Raw genomic sequence first — 20,137 nt, forward strand, 5'->3', positions numbered from 1 at the left:
ACGGGAGGCTGGAGCAACTTGGGCAGAAGTAGCGGGCCTTGCACGAAAAGGCGAGCAAGTAATCGTGCGCGCACGCGGCACAGCGCACGCGCGCAAAGCTATACTCTGACTCGCTTCACCACCGGACCGCATTACCAGCCGGCGTGACGGCCATAAGGTCGACGTAGATCCGCGATCAGCTGCCTCGCCGGCGTCCGATAGCGCCGGCAGCCCCGTAAGTGGCCGAACCGCGCTCGATGATGAGCCGGTCCGTGCGGATTTTCCGAGTAATGGGTGAGCGGATTTCCAAGCATGGTTTACGAAGGCGCCTGGAGGGCACCATGAAGAGCATTGTGTGGCGGGCAGCAACTGCGTTCGCGCTGGGATTTGTGCCGATCGCTTGCAACGAGGATACAACGCCCTTGAGTTCGACTCAGCCGATAGAGCCCCCCTCGGGGTTGCTCCATATCACAGTCGAAACGAGTGGCGACGATCCTGATCGTGACGGATACGCGCTTTCCATCAACAGACAATCCCGCGGAAACATCACCTCCACGGGCACCTTCGCCGCGCGCCTTTTTACCGGCACCTACGAGCTGAGGCTCGAGCGTATCGCCGACAACTGCGCGGTTCAGGGGCAGCACCCGCGCTTCATCACGGTCGAGCCGAACGTCACGCTGGACGTCACGTTTTCCGTCGTCTGTGAGGTGATCGGATTCGCGGTCGTGACGAGGACATCCGGAGCGGATTTGCCCCTCGATGTCAGCTTCGAAATAGATGGAAGGCCGTCAGGGCCTAGCCTCGGGCCGAACGACTCCGTCGCCATCGTTCGTCAGCGTGCTGGCGCCAAGTCCATCTTCCTCTCCCGCGTGCCCCAAAATTGTCAACTGCTGAGCAGGAACCCTTTGAGCGTGGAGCTGGTCCCGAAATCGATAGCTGTCGCCCGATTCGAGCTGACCTGCACGCGTACCGAGAAGCGCATTGCATTCGTCGACTTTGACCGAATCATGACAGCAGATGCAGAGGGGGCGTTCCTGACCGCCCTCCGCGACGGGAATGACCCGTCGTGGTCTCCCGATGGAAAGAGGATCGCCTTTGCGGACGGGTTCTGCTTTTGGGGATGCTCCAGCAAGGGCGTGGCGATCCTGGATAGTGAAACCCGCGAGGTGACGCCTGTCCCGAACACGAAGAACGCGTTCGGCACGGCGTGGAGCCCTGATGGAAACGCAATTGCGTTCGTGGAGCGGAATAATCTTTTCACCGTCCAGCCGGACGGATCTGATCTTAAAAAACTGACCGATGGAAGCTTCAAGGAGGCTCGCAACCCCGCATGGTCGCCCGATGGGAAGCTCCTGGTGTTCGACTGCGAAATCATCCAGGCCAGTTCCCAGCTGTGCGTCGTGAACAGGGACGGCACCGGGCTGAAGCGACTTACCGACAATGTGTCTTTCGACGGTGACGCCACATGGAGTCCGGACGGGCTCTGGATCGCTTTCGAGACAAATCGCTACAGCGGCCAGAAAGACATCGCAATCATGAAAGCCGACGGCACGAACGTGACGAGAGTAGCGACGGGCGCCGATCCCGCATGGATGCCGGACGGCGCGCGGCTTCTCTTCGCGGGTTCAGATGGAATCTTCACTGTACGCACCGACGGAACGCAATTGACTCGCTTCACCACCGGATCGCATTACCAGCCGGCGTGGCGGCCATAAGGTCGACGCGGAGCCGTCCGAGAGGACCGCACCTGTTCGTCCGCAATGTTGCAGGACTTCTGGTCGTCGCAGGCGCTTGGACGATGGCCTGCGACGGGGTTGTTGAGCCCATCGCATGCGATCTCCCGGAGGTTTCGTCCAGCAGCGTCGTTCGCAATCCAGCTAACGTTTTGAGCGCAATCGCTGTAGCCGAAGTACGACTCACCGACAGCATTCGCGTGCGCTTCGGCCCGGTCGGTCAGGCTCTGGACAGCGTGACTTCTGCGAGTGTTGCGTCCGGCCCTTCGGTAAGTCTCCCCGTCCTCGGGCTTCTCGAATGGACGAGCTATCGCATGCAGGTTGTCGCAGTCAACTCGTGCGGCGCAACCACCGGCAAATCGCACGAGCTCATTACGGAATCCCTGCCGGCCGATCTGCCGAGGTACACTGCGTCAGGCGCCGATCCTTCGCCTGGTTATGTGGCGTTTGCAGCAGGCAGCTACGGGATCGTCATCGACAACAGCGGCCGCGTGGTATGGTACCACCGGTTTGCAAACGGCCCGGGGCTGAACTTTCAGCCGCAGCCGAACGGCCGTTACGCAGCACGGCCGAACGCAACAAGTGGAGCGCCAGGCGCGTGGCTCGAGGTCGACGTGCTGGGGAACATCACACGCACTTTGCGTTGCGGGCGTGGACTGGAGCCGCGTCCGCACGACCTGCTCGCCCTCCGTGACGGCTCCTACTGGCTGCTGTGCGATGAGACACGCGCTCTGGACCTCACGGCGTCGGGGCGCTCAGCGCAGACACCTGTGCAGGGAACCGCAATCCAGCACGTAAGCGCGAGCGGCGAGCTGCTGTTCGACTGGAGTCCGTTCGATCACTTCGAGACCGAGCTTGGCGCCCTCGAACCGGCCGACAGGGCGGGCACCGTCATCAACTGGACGCACGGCAACTCCTTTGATCTCGATCCCACCGGGAACCTCATTGTGTCGTTCCGCAACTTGAGCGAAATAACGAAGATCGATACGCGAACGGGCGCTGTCGTGTGGCGAATGGGGGGATTACGAAATCAGTTCACAGCGGAAATTGCCGGCGGGCAGCTGTTCGCCCGGCAGCATGGCGTCCGGGCCACCGGCGCGGGAGAGATCGTCCTGCTGGACAACCTTGGCGACAGGTCGCAGACCCGCGCCGAGCGGTACCGGTTCGATGAAAGCTCCCGGAGCGTGCAACTGACCCAGTCAGTTGCGTCCTCCACCGGCGCCGTGGCGCTGCTCGGCGGAACGACACAAAGTCTGCCGGGCGGACGTATGCTCGTCTCCTACGGGAATGGCGGGAGCGTGGAAGAGTACGATCGCGCGGGCAATGTCATTTGGAAGATCGGCGGGAACCCGGGCTACATATTCCGTGCGACGCGAATCCAGTCGCTGTACACACCGGGCGCGGGTGATCCGCGTTAAGCTAATACATTCCGGATTCGATTACACATGAAGCTCACTGTCGCAGTCGCGAGCGTCGTCCGCCCTTCAACTCCTCGATAGACCGGGCTCGTTCATCCGGGGACGAGTACTTGAGCGCGTTCCGAGCTGCCCGAAAGGATGCGACCGCACCGGTAGCGGTTCCGGCCGTTGTAGGAACGTTGATTTCCACCGCCTTTCGAAGTTAGCGTGTGGCCGTGGCGAGCCCACGCCCGGCTTGTTGTTCAGTGAGCCGAGAGGCTGGCGGCACCAGCTCGCGGTCAGCTGCCTTGCCGGCGTCCGATGGCAGCTGGTCAGGTGTGGAACACCGGATGCTTTTTCTCCTTGACAAGAACCATGAGGTTGTGGACTCGCTGGACCTGACCACCGGATCCGCGACACTCAGGCTCATGACTGCGGGAGAGTACCCTTATTGCTCGGCTGGATGCTTGACTGCGCCTGATTACGGCATCGTCTACGTCCATTGACAGCGGTCAGCGGAGCGTCCATTCGAGATAAAGGAATCGGCGAGACGCTGGCCTCAGGCGCATACGCGGGCAATCTTTGACCCGTTTTCTGTCTATCGCGCCAAGGCCAGTTTCGATCTGCTCAGCGCCGTTCTGCAGACCGCGACCTTTGTCCTGTCAGGTATTTCGTTGCTGCGCCAGTGCAGAGCGGTTGATGCTCGATGCGGTGGAGCAGGTCCTGCACGGTAACGGGGTTCCGGGCTTCGCCGTATTGCGCAAGCTTCATTGTTCCCGCTGCGGTAATGCCGCCGACCGGATCTTGTCGTTGAGCCGCATGAGTCCTGCGACGGCGGTTCCACCTGCAATCTGCTTTTCACGCTTCCCGGACGCTCGCTCACCAGGCATTCCGGGACTGGGGGCTGGCATTTCGCGACGGCAGAGTCGAATTAGTTTGATGGTATGAGTGCAACGGACAGAAGCCGCCGCGCTAACACCGTTGTGCTCCTCACCTCCACTTTGGATCTCGACGAATGAATGTCATAAGGACTGTTTCACTCCGCGCTGCTGTTCTGGGAAGTCTGTTTTTGGCCGCCTGCTCCGGACCGACTGAAGAGGACATCAACCGGTCTCTGGAAGACATTCTTGCTTCGGTCAACGGTGAGTGGACGGGGAGCAGCACAGGAGCCAACCCGGTTACGCTGGCGTTCACGCTGAGCCAGGCGGGGAATGGTGCGGTGACTGGCAGCGGAACGATGAAGGAAACGAATGCTGCGGCGTCGGTGCCTATCACGATTGCGGGGAGCTATCAGCGTCCGGCCCTGACCCTGGCGTTCAGCGGAATGGTGTACGAGGGTAAAACCGTTGCGGGCAGCTTTCAGGGGAACTACACAACGGTGGGCGGCGTTGGGAGCTCATTGCAGCTCACTGCTCCCGGGTATTCGAAGGCGCTGCCGGTATTGCTGCAGGAGAAGTAGAAGCCGGCTGGAGTGCCGTGGCGGCATTCTTTGGCTTTGCAGATCCCCCGGGTTTCGTCGCTCTGATAAATCCACTCATGAAATTTCCGTCGATCTGAGCCGAAACGGTTTCGACATTGAGCCCGGTTCCAGCGAGAAAGGCTGCGGCGTCGCGTGCCTCATAGATTCGCGTAGGCTCGATACTTGGATTCTCGAATCCCACTTCGGTGAGAAGAGAAAGAAATTCCTGCTCTTCCAGCGCGCCTGCGACACAGCCTATCCAGAGCTCCATGCTCTTTCGTACCTCCGGCGGCGTCTCGCCCCGTACGACGACATCGCTCACCGCGAAGCGGCCGCCGGGCTTCAGCACCCTGAATGCCTCGGCAAGCACAGTCCGCTTGTCTCCCGAAAGATTGATCACGCAGTTGGAGATAATTACGTCGACTGAATTGTTCGGCAGCGGGATCGACTCGATCTGGCCTCGCAGGAACTCGACATTCGTCACGTTTGCGTCTGCCGCGTTCTGCCTTGCGAGGGCGAGCATATCGTCAGTCATGTCCAGGCCATACGCCTTGCCGGTGTCGCCGACTCTTCGTGCCGAGAGAATTACATCGATGCCGCCGCCGGATCCGAGATCGAGCACAACCTCTCCCTCTTCGAGCTGTGCGAGCGCCGTCGGGTTTCCGCAGCCGAGCGATGCGAGAACTGCCGCGGACGGTAGCTCATCGGTCTCGCCGTTTGCGTAGAGATTCGAGGTGATCGGGTCAGTCGTACCGTTGAACGCATCTCCTCCGCAGCAGGAGTTGACAGGCCCGCAGCATGAGGCTTTTGCGCCTTCGGCGGCTCTGCGTGCGGCCTCGCCGTACTTCTCGCGAACGACTGTGGTGAGATCTTCAGCTGATGTCGTCATGTATTCCATCCTTTAATCAAGAAATGTTGATGATTGGAACAAGAAAAAACGGTTTCAATTGTTGTCAGCCGCAACAGGATTTTGTGGTGCTTCTGATGGAACCCGCTACCACGCGGAGCGTTCTGCCCGTGCCGACGCTCTTCGGAAGGAAGTTGATGACAAGGTCATGCGCTTCGTCCAGCGCGTTCGGCACAATGGTGTAGTACGACCAGCGTCCTTCCTTACGATCTTCGACAAGCCCCGCGTCCTTCAAGACCTTCAGGTGAAACGAAAGCCGGGACTGCGCGACATCGAGCTGGTCCTGGAGCTCGCACACGCACTTCTCGCCGTTGCGCAGCATATCGAGTGCAGCCAGGCGCGTCGCATCGGACAGTGCATGAAAAAGTCCGACGGCGCGATCGAGGTCGCGAGCACGAGTAGCGGTCATGTCGCCATGATACAACAACATTTCTTGATTTGTCAAGACGCAGGGGCTGAACAGAAGCGGGGCCGCACAGGATTCATCGGGCAAGCGTGCCATCGCTCAGCGGTAGTCGTTCTCCTAAAACAACAACCACCCCGGCGCGGCGCTCAGCGATCTTGCCGTCGCGCATGACGAACACCTCGGCCATGGACATCAGTGCGACCTGCTCGACTGGGAACGCCGTGTCCTGCTGCGAACGCTAGCATCTAATAGTTGTGAACTGCGCCTTGGCGCTTTGGTCACGTGCTTAAACTAGGGTGCCAGCCCCGGAGGCATCACGAAAAGCCCCTCGCAAGCAACATCTGTGTGAAATCTGATTGAACTCTGATCTAGCTCTGAGTGCGGAATGAGCGCGGCGCGTGAGGTTTGGGGATTCACACTGCCCAAGGAGCCTCCTCATGACGTTCTCTTCTTCCCTTGCCGTGGGGCTGAGTGCCCTCATCAGCCTTTCGACGGCCTGCACAGATTCAACTCGGCCAGTCGAGCCCGCAGCCCCACCGCTGGTTTCCCAGCCGACTGCCCCGACTGCCCCGTCTGCCCCGCCGGCTCTGCCGCCCGGTTTTCCGGCTCTTTCCCGCGCGGGCGTGATCTACGAAGATCCGGGTTCTATTTACGGCCTTTTTTCCCCTTACCATGGTTCGAGACTCGCCTCACGCTACATCCTCTACGAGGATGGCGCGCTCGGGTTGCAATTTTCGAGTGCTAGATTCGGCTTTTTCGAGTATCCCGGAAAGTACTCGCGCGCCGACTCGCTGATTACTTTCAATTTCAATGGTTCCAATACAGCGGGACCGTGGGAGGCAACCGGCACTCTGCGCGGCGATTCGCTGAGCGTCCGGTACAACTTTGTGATGGGTTTGGCCGACTTCATGGACGGCGTATATGTCCGCTCGGCAGGAACACAGTGAGCTGCGGTTCAGCGCGGGCCGCGCAGCGGCCCGTACGCTGCAACCGGTTGTTATGCATCCTCTCGATATAAACCGGCGCGGCCGCCCACGGTCTCGGAGAGCGCTTGCTCGTAGTCGTCTTCCTGTGCTTGAACAAAGCGTTCAGGTCGTGTGGGTCGTTCACAATGCGTCTTTCGGGTCAGGGGGGAATGCGAGCCCCCGCAGCCGAACACCCAAGTTTTTGCTCTCTAATCTGCTTCAATTTTTCTCTAGCCCGCGTTCCGCTGGCAGCTGACCAGATAGCGACGACCTGAAGGACGACCCCACGGCTGTTGACAATACTTTGAATCATAGAGTACTTTGTCGTTACGATGAGTAGAGCAATCCAATAATCGGAGGGCGACGCTTCCGCCACCTTATCAAGCGGCGCAGGCGGCTGGTCCTGCTCGGACTCGTGGCCGCCCTCGCCGTGTTTCTCGGTAGGAAATGGAAGGCCGACTCGGACCGCGGCGGGCAGAAGCCCGCCGAACCGTTCCGCATCGCCGGCAACTTCTACTACGTCGGCGCGAACGACGCCGCGGCCTTCCTGATCACCGGGCCCGATGGCCACGTCGTGCTCGATGGTGGCTATCCCGGCACCGCGCCGATGATCATGGCGAGCATCTCAAAGCTCGGCTTCGACATCAAGGACGTCAAAGTGCTCCTGAACTCGGAGCCGCACTTCGACCACGCGGGCGGGCTGGCGGCGCTCCAGCAGGCGTCCGGCGCCGAGTTGTGGGCCAGCGAAGCGAGCGCGAACGCAATCGCTTCCGGCGGTGACGACCCCGACATCATCCTGCCGTTGAGGGCCCTCATCCGTATCGGGATCATCAGCTACCCGGCCGCGCGCGTCGACCACCGGTTCGAGGACGGCGACACGATCCGTGTCGGCCCGAGCGCGCTCACCGCGCACGTCACCGGCGGCCACACGCGCGGCTGCACCTCGTGGTCGTTCCCCGTCCGCGACGGTGACCGCGTGCTGAACGTCGTGAGTGCCTGCAGCCTGATCGTGCTTCAAGGGATGGGGTATCCAGAACAAGGGGCCGACATCGAGCGCAGCTTCCGCGTGCTGCGTAGCCTCCCCGCCGACATCTGGGTGAGCTCGCATGCGAGACAGTGGGGCAGGTACCGCAAGTTCGTCGCACGCGACACGGCGAAGAACCCGGCGGACCCGTTTATCGACCCCGAGGGGTACCGCGCCTACATCGACACCGCACAGGCGCGATTCCGCAGGGGGGTCGTCCAGTAGCATCAACACGACGCTGAATAAATATCTCTCCCCACTCGTCGATTATTCGGTCTTCATGGCGTTGCTCGGCGAGGTTCGCTTGAAACAAGCCGGCTTGCCCAGGTTGCTTGTGGCAATTCGTATCGCACGGGGAAAAAAGCTAACTTCTGCCCTGGTAAAGTTGAGTCATCGCGCAACCCCGCCAAGCACTTCGAGCAGCTTCCCGCGTGTGGTCGCCTGTTGTGCCTCACGACTGATGGTCGCCGTCCCGTCAAAGAGCTGATGGCCATAGTGACCAAACTGTGAGTGGTTGCCGCCTTCGATTGCGGCCCAGACAGTCCGTGCCGGGAGTAACCTCCGGTTTCCCAGGACTCGATCCACAGGCGCAACGCCGTCATTCGTGGCGTAGATCTTCGTAACGGGAATCGAGAGAAACGAAAGGTCGTCCTGTTTTGGATGAGTTGTACCGACCAGCACCAACGCGGCGGTCGTTCGTCGATCGGCCTGAGCAAGGCGCGCAGCGAGGACAGCTCCAAGGGAATGGCCAGCTATCACCCAGTGTCCCAGCTCGGGATGCGTTGCGATCACTCGCCGGGCCCGGGTTATTGCCTCCTCCTTGTGTGACGCAAAGGGAGCGAATCTATACGGGAGCCTGACAACGAACACGGAGTATCCAGCCTTGGCGATTGGCCGTAGCAGAGGTGCGTATGCCCGTGCGGAAATTCCGGACCCGCACAGGAAGACGAGACCAGCCCGGCCAATCGCCGAGGTGGGCAGGAACTCCAACGCCTCTGAGCCATCGATGACGGACACTCCTTCCCCGCTTCGCATGAGGTCATCGCCAACGCCCTGAGTTCGCACGGAGTTGGCGAGCCACAATGTTGATACGCAGGCCCAAAGCAGGAACCCCCGGTGAATCCACCGGCGCACTCTGCCCCCCGGTTGCTTCGTTTCGATTGGTTCAGCGGGCATCGTCTCGTTCTGATGTCTAAACGCGCGAGTTAACCCGCGAGCGGGGCAAACGGATGCGACGGCGTAGCCGTCGCTACCGACTCTCGCCCGCCGGATTCAACGATCGTTCGAGTGCGCGGGCACACTTGGTTGAGTTCGCGCAGCTTGTCGTCCCATAAAAACGCCTTTCGATCATCCTGTGGACCAAGGCCGAAATGCCGGCGAGCAGCGTGCTGCCGAGGGGACCGCAAACTGCGTCGTTCGAGAACGCGTTTGCGGCGTATACCGGCGCAACTTTTTGTGTGGGTGTGAACTCCGGCACGTCGGCACTTCCCATGGCTATGCTAGTGCTCGGCCTGTCGCGGGTCCCGCGCCGGAGATCGGTTGCCGCCCTCCGCTGCGCGCCGCATACTCCCACCGGAGCGATTGAATTCCCTGGCCCTGGGCAGATTGTCCAAAGTGGGTTGACGCGTCTGAATCCAAGCGTCGGGACCCGCTTTCACTATGAAAGAGGAAGCCGAATGATTCGCACACAGGCAACCGCCATCATCGCCGCGCTCACAGTTTTGGCCGGATGCGGCGGAAGGGTCAGGGTTCCGCCCCTCGATCTCCCGGAGCCGCGGGCTACACGGGTCGGCATCGTGCCGCCGGCCGGACCATACCAATCCGGGGTCGATGCCATCCACTACGCCATCACGATCGAGCTGCCCGACACCGGCAAGCACATCACCGCCAGTACCCGCGCCGATCTGTTGATCACAGCTCCACTCGATTCGGTCTGGCTCGATCTTACCGGCCTGCGCGTGCGCACCGTGACCACTCAGGCGCGCCGCGCGAGCGTCCGGGCAGTGTCCTTCCGCCAGGATTCCGCCCGCATTCACTTCCCGCTACACGATGCGCGCCCGGGAGATACGCTGCACGTTACCGTGCTCTACGACGGCGAGCCCGACGATGGCCTCATCATTCGAAATAACGTGCACGGAGCGCGCGGCGCCTTCGCCGACAACTGGCCCGATCGCGCGCGTTTCTGGTTTCCGGTCATCGATCATCCCAGCGACAAGGCCACAGTCGACTACACGGTTACCGCCCCCGCAGCCTGGGAAGTCATTGCCAACGGAGTGCGCACAGGCTTGATGGAAGGCGCGGCCCTCACCGAGCAGAAGCGCACCTGGAAGTGGCGGATCGACCAGCCCATTCCGGCGTATCTCATGGTCATCGGTGCGGCCGACTTCGCCATCGGCGTCACCGATCGCTGCGCGCCAGGTGGGGCTGCCCCCCCTCACAACGGCTGTGTACCGGTCAGCTACTATGCGTTCCCCCAGGACAGCCTCAACAACGCTAACATCTTCCGCCGCTCCGGCCAGATGATCGCACACTTCGCCAACCTGGTGGCGCCCTTCCCGTACCCGCAGCTGGCCAATGTCCAGTCCGCGACTCGCTTTGGCGGGATGGAGAACGCCGGAGCCATCTTCTATTCGGAGACTGCGCTCAGCAAGAACACGCTGGCGGAATCAACCGTCTCGCACGAGATCGCACACCAATGGTTCGGCGATGCCGTGACACCCGGACACTGGAGCCACCTCTGGCTCTCCGAAGGCTTCGCCACCTACTTCGGCAACCAGTTCTTTGAACGCGCCGACGGCCTCGCCCGCTTCCGGCAACTGACCACCGAGTCCTGGCAGGGTTACCTCAAATCACCAGTCACCGACCTCGCCATCGTCGACACCACCGCGGTACCCAAAAACGACCTGGTGGCTTTGCTCAATGCAAATTCCTACAACAAGGGCGGCGCCGTTCTTCATATGCTACGCGGTTTGCTGGGCGATGAAGTCTTCTTCTCGGGGATCCGCCGATATTATCGCCGCTTCGCCCACGGCAATGCACGCACCCCCGACCTGCAGCGCGCTCTCGAGGAAGAATCCGGACGCGATCTGGGCTGGTTCTTTCAGCAGTGGGTCTATCGTCCCGGCCATCCCATACTGGCGGTCACCCATAGCTACGATGCGGCCGCCCGCGAGGCGGTTGTTACGGTCAATCAGACCCAGAAAGCGGCATGGCCCACCTTCCGCTTTCCCCTGGAGCTAGCCGTTTCCGCCGCCGGCACCACCTCGTCGCAGCGAGTGCAGGTGAACGCACGCAGTGAAGTATTTCGCTTCAAGACATCAGGGCCAGTTACCGGCGTGCAGGTTGACCCCAATGGCTGGCTGTTACACGCTGCCGCCAAATAGTGGAAACCAGCGCGCTTCGGGGACTGACATGCGCGCGCGGCGGTCGGCGCACTGGCGCCTTCGCTCGCCCGCGATAGAAGCAGGCGCTCCTCACGCAAGATCCGATAGATCGTCGATTCCGACGCGAGATAGCGTCCAGCGTCCGCCAGGCGCGGCACGATCTGATGCGGGGACAGGTCGCGGTAGGCCGCCGAATTCACGACGGCGAGGATGGTGTCACGTTCCGCGCGGGTGAGCGTGTTCGCCGGAGGGCGATGTGGACCATGACGGGCATCACCACGTGGCCGGTCCGCCATCGCTCGACCGTGCGGACGCTGAGCCCGAGCAGCTGACAGGCAGGACCACGCCGGGCTCCCGCCCGTACCGCGGCGTCGATCCACTCGTGAATCATGGCTCGTGTCTCGGGTCCGTGGACTCGTCCCCGTCCCCCCAGATCGCCTGGGCTTTTTTTTCAGCACTAGGAGCGCCGCGGTCTCCGCTAAGGCAGCATCCTTGCGGCGCAACTCGCGCTCGAGTTCCAGAATGCGGCGCTGCTCGACCGAACGCACGGCGCCGCGCCCCGGCTCAGTGAGCGCCGCTTCGGCCGCGGCTTGCCACGTCGTCAGGTCCGTTTCGTGTAATCCTTCGCGTCGCAGCAAGGCGCCGAGCTCACTCTCGCTCAATCCCTGTGCCGCCGTCAGCACATTGAGCTTCTGGGCGCCGGTCCACTGCCGTTTGGATGAGGGGTCCTTATCGCCGACGTTACGCGATTCGCGTAGCCAGCGCGAGAGGTTCGACTGGCTGATACCCGCTTCCCGCGCCAGCGCATTCGCACTCATCCCCTCGGGACCCACCAACCGACGCACCATCCGAATCTTGAAGGCAGGACTATACGGTCGCATTCACAGTTCCTCTGACCCCCCAGTTCTAGTACCGAGTGATCGCTCAACCAACAGCGATCCATGCGACAACAATCCTGACACCGGGGGATCGCGAGCGTAGCCAGCAACCCTAAATCGATTGTCGGCATCAGGGTGTGTTAGATGTCGGTGCGGTATACTTGCTCGGCCTGACTGTAAAGCTTGATTAACTCGTCTAAACTCATCGCATCAAGCTGTTGCTGAGTCGGCAATAAGGGATATAGGACGCGGCATGGCAAGTTTGCGGAATGTTCCCGTAGCGCGCCGCTATTGCCATCGGGCACCAGCAGACAGCTTGTGCCCAATGACGCGGGCCAGGTTACCGCGGTGGCAGGTTAGGCTGAGCGATCACGGGGCAGTTGATGATCGCTTTGGTCGGCCTCAATCCAGCGACGAAGCTGTTGCCTGGTCCAGGCGGATTGATGCTTGCACTGGTGACGAGCCCGGCCTTGACCAAGCCCTCCAGATCGGCAAAGGAAGTGATCCGCCGCGCTCTCCCGTTGCTGATCGCCGCGGGCGTCCACATGTTCACGTGAGCGTCCCAGAGAGGGCTGTAGTTGTTCGACTGCGAGCGGTTGCTGTTGTCAGGGTCGATCGGGAAGACGTTGATCGGATCGATTCCTCCATTGGCGATCGAGGCGGCGAAGCCCTGGTCCATCCGTGTCTTTGTGTCGGTAATCCCGTTCAGTACCGGAGAAAATCCGAGAAGCGCAGACCGGTCTGACGGCCGAGACAGGCCGTATCCCAGTACCTTGGCGAGACGAGGTGTATGTACTCCGTTCTCGAGCGCGGCTGGCAGCTCCTCCGAAACGTCGGTGACCAGATGGTAATAGTACTGTTTGCCACCTTGAAATCCGTCGAGCAGCGACAAAGTCACGGTACGCTTCTGGAGGTCGATCGACTTCGTGCGATCGTGGGTGCCAGATGAGTTGTGAACCATCTGCACGTTCAGCACGACGCCGCTTGGCAGCACCGCCATCGACGACCACTCTGCATCACCGACAGCGCCCGCCTTGGCTACTCTTGGCGGGAACGGAGCAGTTTGCGACCCAGGGATGACGAGATGCTCCGGCCCGAAGTCAACGTTGCCGCGGAAGCGCATGACGCCCGCGTCGAGGGTAACCCGCTGGGCGCCGTCTCCGACTGCGTGGCGCATCTTGGGCGAATAGTTGATGCCCATCCTGCTCGCGACATCAAAGTCGGAGGCGTCGGTGATGATGTAGTAGACCGGCTCGTTCCGCGGCGAGAGCCCGCGGAACAGCGGCAGGGTCACGAATGCCGCCCGATAGGTGAAGTTCACTTCGAGGGCGCTTTTGACGAAGACGTTGTCGCTTGCCTTGAACCGCACTGCCGTCGCCGGCGAGTACGCAGGCCGGCCGGATTCCTGGGCCGCCGTGGCCAGCAGTGCGCTCGCCTCGGTCATTCCGTTCTGGGCTGACGCGCCGTTCGCCGCGAACGCAATGGCCGCGATCGCAGCAAGCGCAATCGTGTCAGATCGTTGTCTAAGTCTTCTCATCTTTCGGCTCCTTGTCTATCCTGCGATCAGACGGCGACGCGACCGTATTGCCGCGTCGCCGGGTTCAGTCGGCTTCTGATTGACCTTACGCATTTCGTGGGCCGTACTGCATCATTCAAATATGCACCAGCTGTGTGCATCGCCGGCCGCTGGTACACAGATTCTCGCCGCAATAGTCGACAATGACATATATTCTTTACCTCCGAGCCGGGCCGCGGAGGAGCACCCGGATGAGGGCCGGACTTAGCCTGGCTTCGGTCCACGGGGGCGCTTATTCACCGGGTGCGCGAGGGAAAAGAGGATTGACGCCGAAACACACGGACATCGCCGGTAAACTGCGGCAGCGGTTCTTCAGCGGGTTCCACCTGGGAATCCTCGAGCCTGGTATCCGGCTCCCAAGCGCCAATGAAATCGCTGTCGAGATGGGTGTCGATCGGCGTGTGGTTCCTCCAGGCATATCGCGAGTTGGAGCGGGAAGGAATCGTCGAGCTTCGTCAGCGCTCCGGAATATTTTTCGGCGCGAAGCCGCAGGGGCTTCCTGGGCTGTCGCCGCCCGCATCATGGGCGGTCGATGTAGTCACGCGCGCAATCGCGATGGGAATTCCGGCACCGCGGTTCGCAGACTGGTTCAGAGGCCGATTGTCCACCGACGGGCTGCGCGCACTCTGCGTCGAGTGCAATGACGACCAGCTCGGCGCGCTTTCCGCGGAAATGCGGTCAGACTACGGATTCGAAACCGACAGCGCGAACGTAGACGAGCTGCTCGCTGAACGGACGCCCGGCGATACGCTGAAACGAGCCGCCATTCTGGTGACGACGCACTTCCACGCTGGCGAGGTCAAGGAGTTGGCGGCGAGGGTCGGGCGGCCGTGGATCGCGGTGAGTCTTCGCACTGATATTTATGCCGAGATTGCGCGGCTGCTTCGCTCCTGCGCAGTTTATTTCGTCGTCGTCGATGCGCGATTCGAGAAAAAGCTTCACCGGATCTTCGAGTCCGTCAGCGGCGCCGCGGGATTTCACGCTCTGGTGATTGGCCGTGACGACGTAACTGTCATTCCCCACGACGCCCCGGTGTACATCACACGTGCCGCACGCGCGCGCGTCGACGACGACAGACTCCTCCAACGCGTGCTGCCGGAAGACCGAGTTTTTTCTCAGGAGTCCGCTCGTGAGATACTTTCTGTTGTAATCACGTCGAATATGGCCGTAGTTCCCGGACGCGAAACCGCAGTTGACGGTTCTGCCGCTTGAGCCCCAGTCGATCGCGTTCCCAACTAACCGGACATACTCATGAAGCTTGCTGATGACCTGAGCGACAAGGCGGGTGCCCGGCGCCGACGGGTAGTTGCGGCGCTTGCCCAGCGTGTCTCGAGCGGACTTCACCTCGGCCTGCTAAGGTACGGCGACCGGCTGCCAAGTACTCGCGTAGTGGGTCGAGAGTTCTCGGTCGACCCACGGGTTGCGCTCGCTGCGTACAGAGTCCTCGAGGATCGGGGAATGGTCGAGCTGCGACCGCGATCGGGCATCTATGTCTCGTCGCCTGGCGGCGTCGACAAGTCGTTCCCTTTCGCCCATTCCACATGGCTGGTCGACATGCTGGCGGAGGCGATCCGGAACGGCGTGCCGGCGCACGAATTCTCGAACCGCGTCCACCGTTCCATCGACACTCTGAGATTGCGGGCAGCTGTCATCGAGTGCAACGACGATCAGCTCTTTTCGGTTTCCGACGAACTCGAGCGCGACTACGGAATGGAGGTGACCGCGCTCGATCTGGACACTACCGGGAATGGCCTGCCCGTCGACGCTCGCCGCGCCGACTGTGTCGTGACGACATCCGCGCACGCGGAGGAGGCGCGTGGCATCGCACAGGCGATCGGCGTGCCGGTGATGATCCTTGCGATGTGTGAAGATCTCTTCTTGGAAGTGCGACGGCTGCTCGAAGAACAGACGGTTTACTTCGTCGTCACCGACACCCGGTTCAAGTCAAAGCTCGAATGCATTTTCGAAGGCGCGCCGGGCTCAGCGAATCTCCGCGTCCTGGTGAATGGCCACGATGACATCGGGCAGATACCGGTCGCTGCGCCCGCTTATCTCACGCGCCTCGCGCGCAAGAACATCGGTTCACTGCCGCTCCTCAAGCGACTCATTCCAGAAGCTCACGTTTTCAACGAGTCATCGATTCGACAGGTGCTGGAGTTCATCGTTCGCGCCAATCATGCCGTGCTCAAGACGCGGTTGACAGAAGTCGCTGTCGGCCGTTAGGAATAGCGGCGTGGTATTCGTGTCGCCATCGAAGAGTATGCCAAGGCGATCGATGATCGCGGAAACCTCGTCTCCGAGCTCGAGTACACCGAAATGACGTCTTTTCTGAAGGACGCACGCGGGGTCGCCGGCCGGTTGTCGAAGAACGAGGTCGTCTGTGGAAAGAGTGATAAGTTGTAGTGTCCTTGCCCATGCTCAAAATGGTCAAGCGGGACGTGTGTTTTAAACAGTCACTAATCTCACAAAGCACAAGGGAGCCTGTGCGGCTTGAAAGTCATTCAAGCCGCACGGCTCTCCTAGGAGTAAAAGGCGTCGCGCTACTGTGTGCGCCGGGCAGCGCAAGTTAAAGTTCGACTCTCTCTTGGGTGGTTCTTAACCGGCCAACTGACTTTCGGCAAAATCTGCTAATGCTTGGGCAAAGTCTTTGTGCTTCTTCCGCAATCTGGTCAGGGCGTCAACGCCGACTTCATTAGTGGCGCTGTAATCGCTCCACATCAGAAGATCACAACCGGCGGAACGTTCCGGTTCAACCACAAGCTTCTCTACATCGCGAACTCGCTGGTCAACCACCACATTGGACTTGAAGAAACTGAGGACGGCGTCTGGTCCATTTACTTCAACACCGTACTCATTGCCACGCTGAATGAGCGTGATTACATCATCCGTGGGTAAACCCCAAAAGTGTTACCTATGTTGCTGGACACTTCTGTTACCTATCTCCCCGGCTGCTCAGACGTTCGCTTCCTGACGACGCGCCGCCCGGCATGAGCTCAGTGTAAGCAAAGCGCTCGTCGCGAATAATCGTTTCACCTACGCGTACCGCAATTGGGTCCCCGAAGTGCGGACCGTCCCAGACAAAGGTGTGGAACTCGCCACCCTCCCCGCACGGATCAACCTTATCCGGCAATTCGGCGAGTAAGGTCCCGTCGAACGAGCGGCCGGAGAAGGTGGCTGACAACTGCGTCGTGTCCACACAGACCAGTACGGCGCGGAAGCCAGCGTTGATAAAGTCAGCAGCGAGGTGCGTTGTATCACGGTGCCAGAGCGGAAACAGCGGCTCGAAGCCCGTTCCACCGAGCAATTGCTCGCGGTACGCCCGTACATCCTCCAGATACAGGTCGCCGAACGCAATGAGTTGTACTTCGGGAACCGCCACGCGCAGCTTGGCCAGGGCGTTCGCAAATGCTGCTTCATACGCCGCATTCGACGACAACGGCTCAAGCGTCACTTCAAAGAGTGGCAGACCAGCCGCCGCAGCCTGTGCCTCCACGAGTTCCCGACGCACGCCGTGGATACTGACGCGGTCGTAGCCCGTCGTGATGCTCGTGAGAAGCCCGACAACCTCGTATCGATCATCAGCGCGCAACGCTGACAGCGCGAGATTGCTGTCCTTACCGCCGCTCCAGCTGAGCACGACCTTCCGACGCATCGATGAAGCCCCCGTCACTTACAAACCATGTTTGTAGCCGTCTCGTATCTAGCTCCTAAGAGAGTTTGCAGTCATTCTGATCGGGGCGCTAGCTCGATGCGGTGTTGGTGGTGAACACCGTGCGCGTTATGCGGCCCGTGCAGTTATCAGCAGCGGGATCCCCGAGTCTGGAATGAGCCAGCTCCCGACGAATCCAATTCTTGCCGCTCTGCCGGAGCAATTCGGTAATCGGCGCATATCATCAGGATTAACCGTCGATGCTGCTTCGCGCCCACGTCGTTCCATGACCAAATGCAACACCACAATCCAAACGAACTCTTGACACCAGCCCAGTCATATCAACGCTCTAGCTCTGCTGCAAGGCCATCCATCACGTGCGAACGCGTAGCGTTCGCTACCTCAGCGGCCTTGTCTGCAGCAGCACAGGTTAGGCAGCATGAATGAATTGTTTGGCCGCTGTTGCACTAAAAACTGCAGCGACTCTACAGCCCTCGCACACGACAAGCGACTAGCAGAAGCCCGAGACCAATAATCCATGACCAAACGGCAATTTGCGAATCAATTGTGACGATGCCAAATTGGGCGGCAAGCGCTACCAAATAGAGCACAAGACAGATAATCCAAACCACCATCGTTGGGGCTTTGCCGGAATTGCGCATGGAATTGTCGCCTGTTGGTTGAGGAAGCCTGAATCTACTCGTTATGTGGTTGCCGGCCTAGAAAATATGACTGGGCTGGCCTCCGGTTTATCCGTGGATTAGCTCCTCGGTGTGAACCGGAGTCGCCAGAGCCACATGCGAGCGATTCACGCGTGCTACGAAGCCAGCGGTGCAGGCTATGTGATTCACCGTGCCGATGAGAGAGTGGGGTTACGAGTGCGAAGTCATCGCCCCCTCACTCCTTCCGAAGCGACCGGGTGTCCAGAGAAAACACGACAAGAGAGATGCCGCCGACCTCGCTCGCTTCTATCGAGCGGGTGAGCTCACTGCGGTGCGAATTCCGAGCGAGAGCGACGAGCGAGTTCGTGACGTAGTGCGCTGCCGAGAAACGGTTCAGAAGGAGATCCTCAAGTCTCGCCACTACATCCTCAAGTTCCTGGCGCGCCGTCAGATCGAGCAGCACGCACTGCTTCCGCACATTGCGCCGATGGTCGAGCGACTGCAGTGCTTCCGCGGGATATCGCTTCATTCAGCAATGGTACTCGCTACAGAGATTGTCGATTGGCGACGATTCGAGCGTCCCTCTCAACTCGCGTGCTACCTGGGTCTCGTATCAAGAGAAGATTCGAGTGGCGACCGCACTCGACTCGGCTCAATCACCAAGGCCGGCAACAGTCACTGCCGCCACGTGCTCGTGCAGGCAGCGTGGAGTTACCGTCATCGACCGCAGACCGGAGTCGAGCTCAAGCGAAGACAGCAGGGGCAATCACCAGGCGTAATCGTGCACGCGTGGAAAGCTCAGCAACGACTACATCAGCGCTTCAATCATTTATCGTATCGCAAGCGACCACAGATCGCTGTCGTAGCGGTCGCTCGTTAACTAGTCGGATTTCTGTGGGCCGTGATGCAAGACGTCGCACCAATCGAGCAACAAGCAGCGTGAACACATCGGTCGTGGTCCGTGGATCGTAGGTGAGAAGTGCGCCGTCGTACGCGCAGCGTCCAGCAGCGCGAGACAGATCCGCTTTCAACGTCGGCACCTCCGGCGGATGCGCGACGAGGGGCTCCAGCTCGGCGCGCAAGCCCGCCGCGAGAGGTGCGAGCGCACCTGTGGCAACGCCACGACGAGCGAGAAGATCTTCCGCGGAGATGAGAATGCTCATCGGGTGCCAAATGGCGCGAGCGTCCAGTCGCGAACCGTCACGAGCTCGCCGCGCAGGTCCATGCTGGCGCCACGCACGCGACGCGAGACCCCCTGAAGTCCGCGTGCGTGATAGATCCACGTTGCTGGCGCGATGGTATCGAGTGCTGCCTGCACGTCGCGCCACGCACCACGCTCCGCTACACCAGGCGCAGCATTCCGCGCACCGTCGAGCAGAGCATCCAGTGCGGCCGTGTGGTAGCCGGTGTAGTCAAGAGCGCTTCCCCGCTGTCGTCCTGCAAAGAGCGCGTCGAGGTAAGACAGCGAGAGATCGCCGGGGATTCCGGCGAGCAGCAGGTCGAATCGTTTGTCCGGCGCGCGCGCGGTTGTGAGAAAGGTGCCCATCTCCGTCTGCCGGATGCGCAACTCGATTCCGCGGGCAGCGAGATCCGCCTGCAGTAGCTGCTCGACGACGTTGTCGCCGGTGCCGACCGTGAGCAACTCGGCCCGCAAGCGCTGACCGCCGCGCACGCGCAGTCGGTCGGCACCGCGCCGCCAGCCCGCCGCTTCCAGCAGCGAGTCGGCGCGCAGCGTGTCGCTCTGCCGCGGCGCTTCACGCCAGGCGAGTGGGCTTTCAGGTGGCACGGGTGTCGATGCGGGAGTGCCGAATCCGGCGAGCGCGATCTCGACGATGCGAGAGCGATCGATCGACCGTGCGACGGCGAGTCGCACGCGTGCGTCGTCGAAAGGCGGGCGCGTGGTGTTGAAGAATAGTCCGACACCGAAGGGGATCGGATACGTCACCACGCGGAGCGTCGCATCGCGCTTCGCCAACCCCGCCATCGTCGGCGAGATGCCCGCCATGTCGAGCTCACCGCTCGCTAACCCGGCGAATTTCGTGGTTGCCTCGTCAACGACAGCAATCACCAGCCCGCGCAGCGCCGGCGGGCCACCAAGGGAGGCGGGAAACGCGTCATT

The 20,137-nt window shown here is 61.0% G+C and carries 17 protein-coding genes and 1 pseudogene; 9 read left to right on the forward strand and 9 right to left on the reverse strand.

Translation table 11 applies throughout. The features are described from left to right. Positions 1–7 precede the first annotated feature (7 nt). Positions 8–106 (reverse strand): annotated as a pseudogene (locus WKF55_03270) (transposase zinc-binding domain-containing protein). Positions 107–320: 214 nt separating this feature from the next. On the opposite strand from WKF55_03270, the gene WKF55_03275 reads away from it, so the two are divergent. From WKF55_03275 to WKF55_03285, 3 genes are all read left to right on the forward strand, one after another. Then, complete coding sequence (locus WKF55_03275; protein MEJ7758597.1) at positions 321–1,694, forward strand: DPP IV N-terminal domain-containing protein; 1,374 nt, start codon at positions 321–323, stop codon at positions 1,692–1,694. 170 nt (positions 1,695–1,864) lie between these two features. Further along, positions 1,865–3,130, forward strand: coding sequence for an arylsulfotransferase family protein (locus WKF55_03280; protein ID MEJ7758598.1), 1,266 nt, complete (start codon positions 1,865–1,867; stop codon positions 3,128–3,130). A gap of 994 nt (positions 3,131–4,124) precedes the next feature. Next, positions 4,125–4,568 carry a hypothetical protein gene (locus WKF55_03285; protein MEJ7758599.1) on the forward strand — a complete coding sequence of 148 codons (444 nt, stop codon included), beginning with the start codon at positions 4,125–4,127 and terminating at the stop codon, positions 4,566–4,568. Here WKF55_03285 and WKF55_03290 read toward each other — a convergent pair. Both WKF55_03290 and WKF55_03295 read right to left on the reverse strand, forming a co-directional pair. Then, positions 4,516–5,457, reverse strand: a complete 942-nt coding sequence (locus WKF55_03290) for an arsenite methyltransferase (GenBank protein MEJ7758600.1) — start codon at positions 5,455–5,457, stop codon at positions 4,516–4,518. The genes WKF55_03285 and WKF55_03290 overlap by 53 nt on opposite strands. A 64-nt stretch (positions 5,458–5,521) precedes the next feature. Further along, entirely contained in the window at positions 5,522–5,920 is a 399-nt protein-coding gene (locus tag WKF55_03295; protein MEJ7758601.1) for a metalloregulator ArsR/SmtB family transcription factor, read from the reverse strand. Between the two features lie 584 nt (positions 5,921–6,504). Here WKF55_03295 and WKF55_03300 point away from each other — a divergent pair. Together WKF55_03300 and bla are read left to right on the forward strand one after the other, a co-directional pair. Then, complete coding sequence (locus tag WKF55_03300) at positions 6,505–6,828, forward strand: hypothetical protein (GenBank protein MEJ7758602.1); 324 nt, start codon at positions 6,505–6,507, stop codon at positions 6,826–6,828. Between the two features lie 433 nt (positions 6,829–7,261). After that, complete coding sequence (bla, locus tag WKF55_03305) at positions 7,262–8,095, forward strand: subclass B3 metallo-beta-lactamase (GenBank protein MEJ7758603.1); 834 nt, start codon at positions 7,262–7,264, stop codon at positions 8,093–8,095. Between the two features lie 165 nt (positions 8,096–8,260). On the opposite strand, the gene WKF55_03310 is transcribed toward bla, so the two are convergent. Continuing rightward, positions 8,261–8,935 carry an alpha/beta fold hydrolase gene (locus WKF55_03310; protein ID MEJ7758604.1) on the reverse strand — a complete coding sequence of 225 codons (675 nt, stop codon included), beginning with the start codon at positions 8,933–8,935 and terminating at the stop codon, positions 8,261–8,263. A 611-nt stretch (positions 8,936–9,546) separates the two neighbouring features. Here WKF55_03310 and WKF55_03315 point away from each other — a divergent pair. After that, on the forward strand, positions 9,547–11,253 hold the full coding sequence (locus tag WKF55_03315) for a M1 family aminopeptidase (protein MEJ7758605.1): 1,707 nt from the start codon (positions 9,547–9,549) through the stop codon (positions 11,251–11,253). A 1,218-nt stretch (positions 11,254–12,471) separates the two neighbouring features. Here WKF55_03315 and WKF55_03320 read toward each other — a convergent pair. Beyond that, positions 12,472–13,668: a hypothetical protein gene (locus WKF55_03320; protein MEJ7758606.1), complete on the reverse strand. Its 1,197-nt coding sequence runs from the start codon at positions 13,666–13,668 to the stop codon at positions 12,472–12,474. Positions 13,669–14,073: 405 nt separating this feature from the next. On the opposite strand from WKF55_03320, the gene WKF55_03325 reads away from it, so the two are divergent. The 3 genes from WKF55_03325 to WKF55_03335 all read left to right on the forward strand — a co-directional run bounded on the left by WKF55_03325 (position 14,074) and on the right by WKF55_03335 (position 16,602). Further along, on the forward strand, positions 14,074–14,919 hold the full coding sequence (locus WKF55_03325) for a hypothetical protein (protein ID MEJ7758607.1): 846 nt from the start codon (positions 14,074–14,076) through the stop codon (positions 14,917–14,919). A 39-nt stretch (positions 14,920–14,958) separates the two neighbouring features. Beyond that, positions 14,959–15,930, forward strand: coding sequence for a GntR family transcriptional regulator (locus tag WKF55_03330; protein ID MEJ7758608.1), 972 nt, complete (start codon positions 14,959–14,961; stop codon positions 15,928–15,930). Positions 15,931–16,341: 411 nt separating this feature from the next. Then, a complete protein-coding gene (locus WKF55_03335; GenBank protein MEJ7758609.1) occupies positions 16,342–16,602 on the forward strand; it encodes a hypothetical protein in 261 nt (86 codons plus the stop codon). Between the two features lie 37 nt (positions 16,603–16,639). Here the strand turns inward: WKF55_03335 and WKF55_03340 are convergent, their stop codons facing one another. The 4 genes from WKF55_03340 to WKF55_03355 all read right to left on the reverse strand — a co-directional run. Further along, on the reverse strand, positions 16,640–17,359 hold the full coding sequence (locus WKF55_03340; protein ID MEJ7758610.1) for a hypothetical protein: 720 nt from the start codon (positions 17,357–17,359) through the stop codon (positions 16,640–16,642). Between the two features lie 894 nt (positions 17,360–18,253). Then, positions 18,254–18,547: a hypothetical protein gene (locus WKF55_03345; GenBank protein MEJ7758611.1), complete on the reverse strand. Its 294-nt coding sequence runs from the start codon at positions 18,545–18,547 to the stop codon at positions 18,254–18,256. A gap of 292 nt (positions 18,548–18,839) precedes the next feature. Next, entirely contained in the window at positions 18,840–19,181 is a 342-nt protein-coding gene (locus WKF55_03350; GenBank protein MEJ7758612.1) for a hypothetical protein, read from the reverse strand. Continuing rightward, on the reverse strand, positions 19,178–20,137 hold a 960-nt coding region (locus tag WKF55_03355), incomplete at its 5' end, for an ABC transporter substrate-binding protein (GenBank protein MEJ7758613.1). The genes WKF55_03350 and WKF55_03355, both read right to left, overlap by 4 nt.

The sequence above is a fragment of the Gemmatimonadaceae bacterium genome, from assembly GCA_037721215.1.
GTDB lineage: Bacteria > Gemmatimonadota > Gemmatimonadetes > Gemmatimonadales > Gemmatimonadaceae > UBA4720.

What these genes read in the sequence shown, in the direction of transcription:
- WKF55_03285 (MEJ7758599.1), top strand. Translation starts at nt 4,125, where the DNA reads ATGAATGTCATAAGGACTGTTTCACTCCGCGCTGCTGTTCTGGGAAGT.
- WKF55_03350 (MEJ7758612.1), bottom strand. Translation starts at nt 19,181, where the DNA reads ATGAGCATTCTCATCTCCGCGGAAGATCTTCTCGCTCGTCGTGGCGTT.
- WKF55_03330 (MEJ7758608.1), top strand. Translation starts at nt 14,959, where the DNA reads ATGAAGCTTGCTGATGACCTGAGCGACAAGGCGGGTGCCCGGCGCCGA.
- WKF55_03320 (MEJ7758606.1), bottom strand. Translation starts at nt 13,668, where the DNA reads ATGAGAAGACTTAGACAACGATCTGACACGATTGCGCTTGCTGCGATC.
- WKF55_03345 (MEJ7758611.1), bottom strand. Translation starts at nt 18,547, where the DNA reads ATGAAGCGATATCCCGCGGAAGCACTGCAGTCGCTCGACCATCGGCGC.
- WKF55_03315 (MEJ7758605.1), top strand. Translation starts at nt 9,547, where the DNA reads ATGATTCGCACACAGGCAACCGCCATCATCGCCGCGCTCACAGTTTTG.
- WKF55_03325 (MEJ7758607.1), top strand. Translation starts at nt 14,074, where the DNA reads ATGAAATCGCTGTCGAGATGGGTGTCGATCGGCGTGTGGTTCCTCCAG.
- WKF55_03275 (MEJ7758597.1), top strand. Translation starts at nt 321, where the DNA reads ATGAAGAGCATTGTGTGGCGGGCAGCAACTGCGTTCGCGCTGGGATTT.
- WKF55_03340 (MEJ7758610.1), bottom strand. Translation starts at nt 17,359, where the DNA reads ATGCGTCGGAAGGTCGTGCTCAGCTGGAGCGGCGGTAAGGACAGCAAT.
- WKF55_03290 (MEJ7758600.1), bottom strand. Translation starts at nt 5,457, where the DNA reads ATGACGACATCAGCTGAAGATCTCACCACAGTCGTTCGCGAGAAGTAC.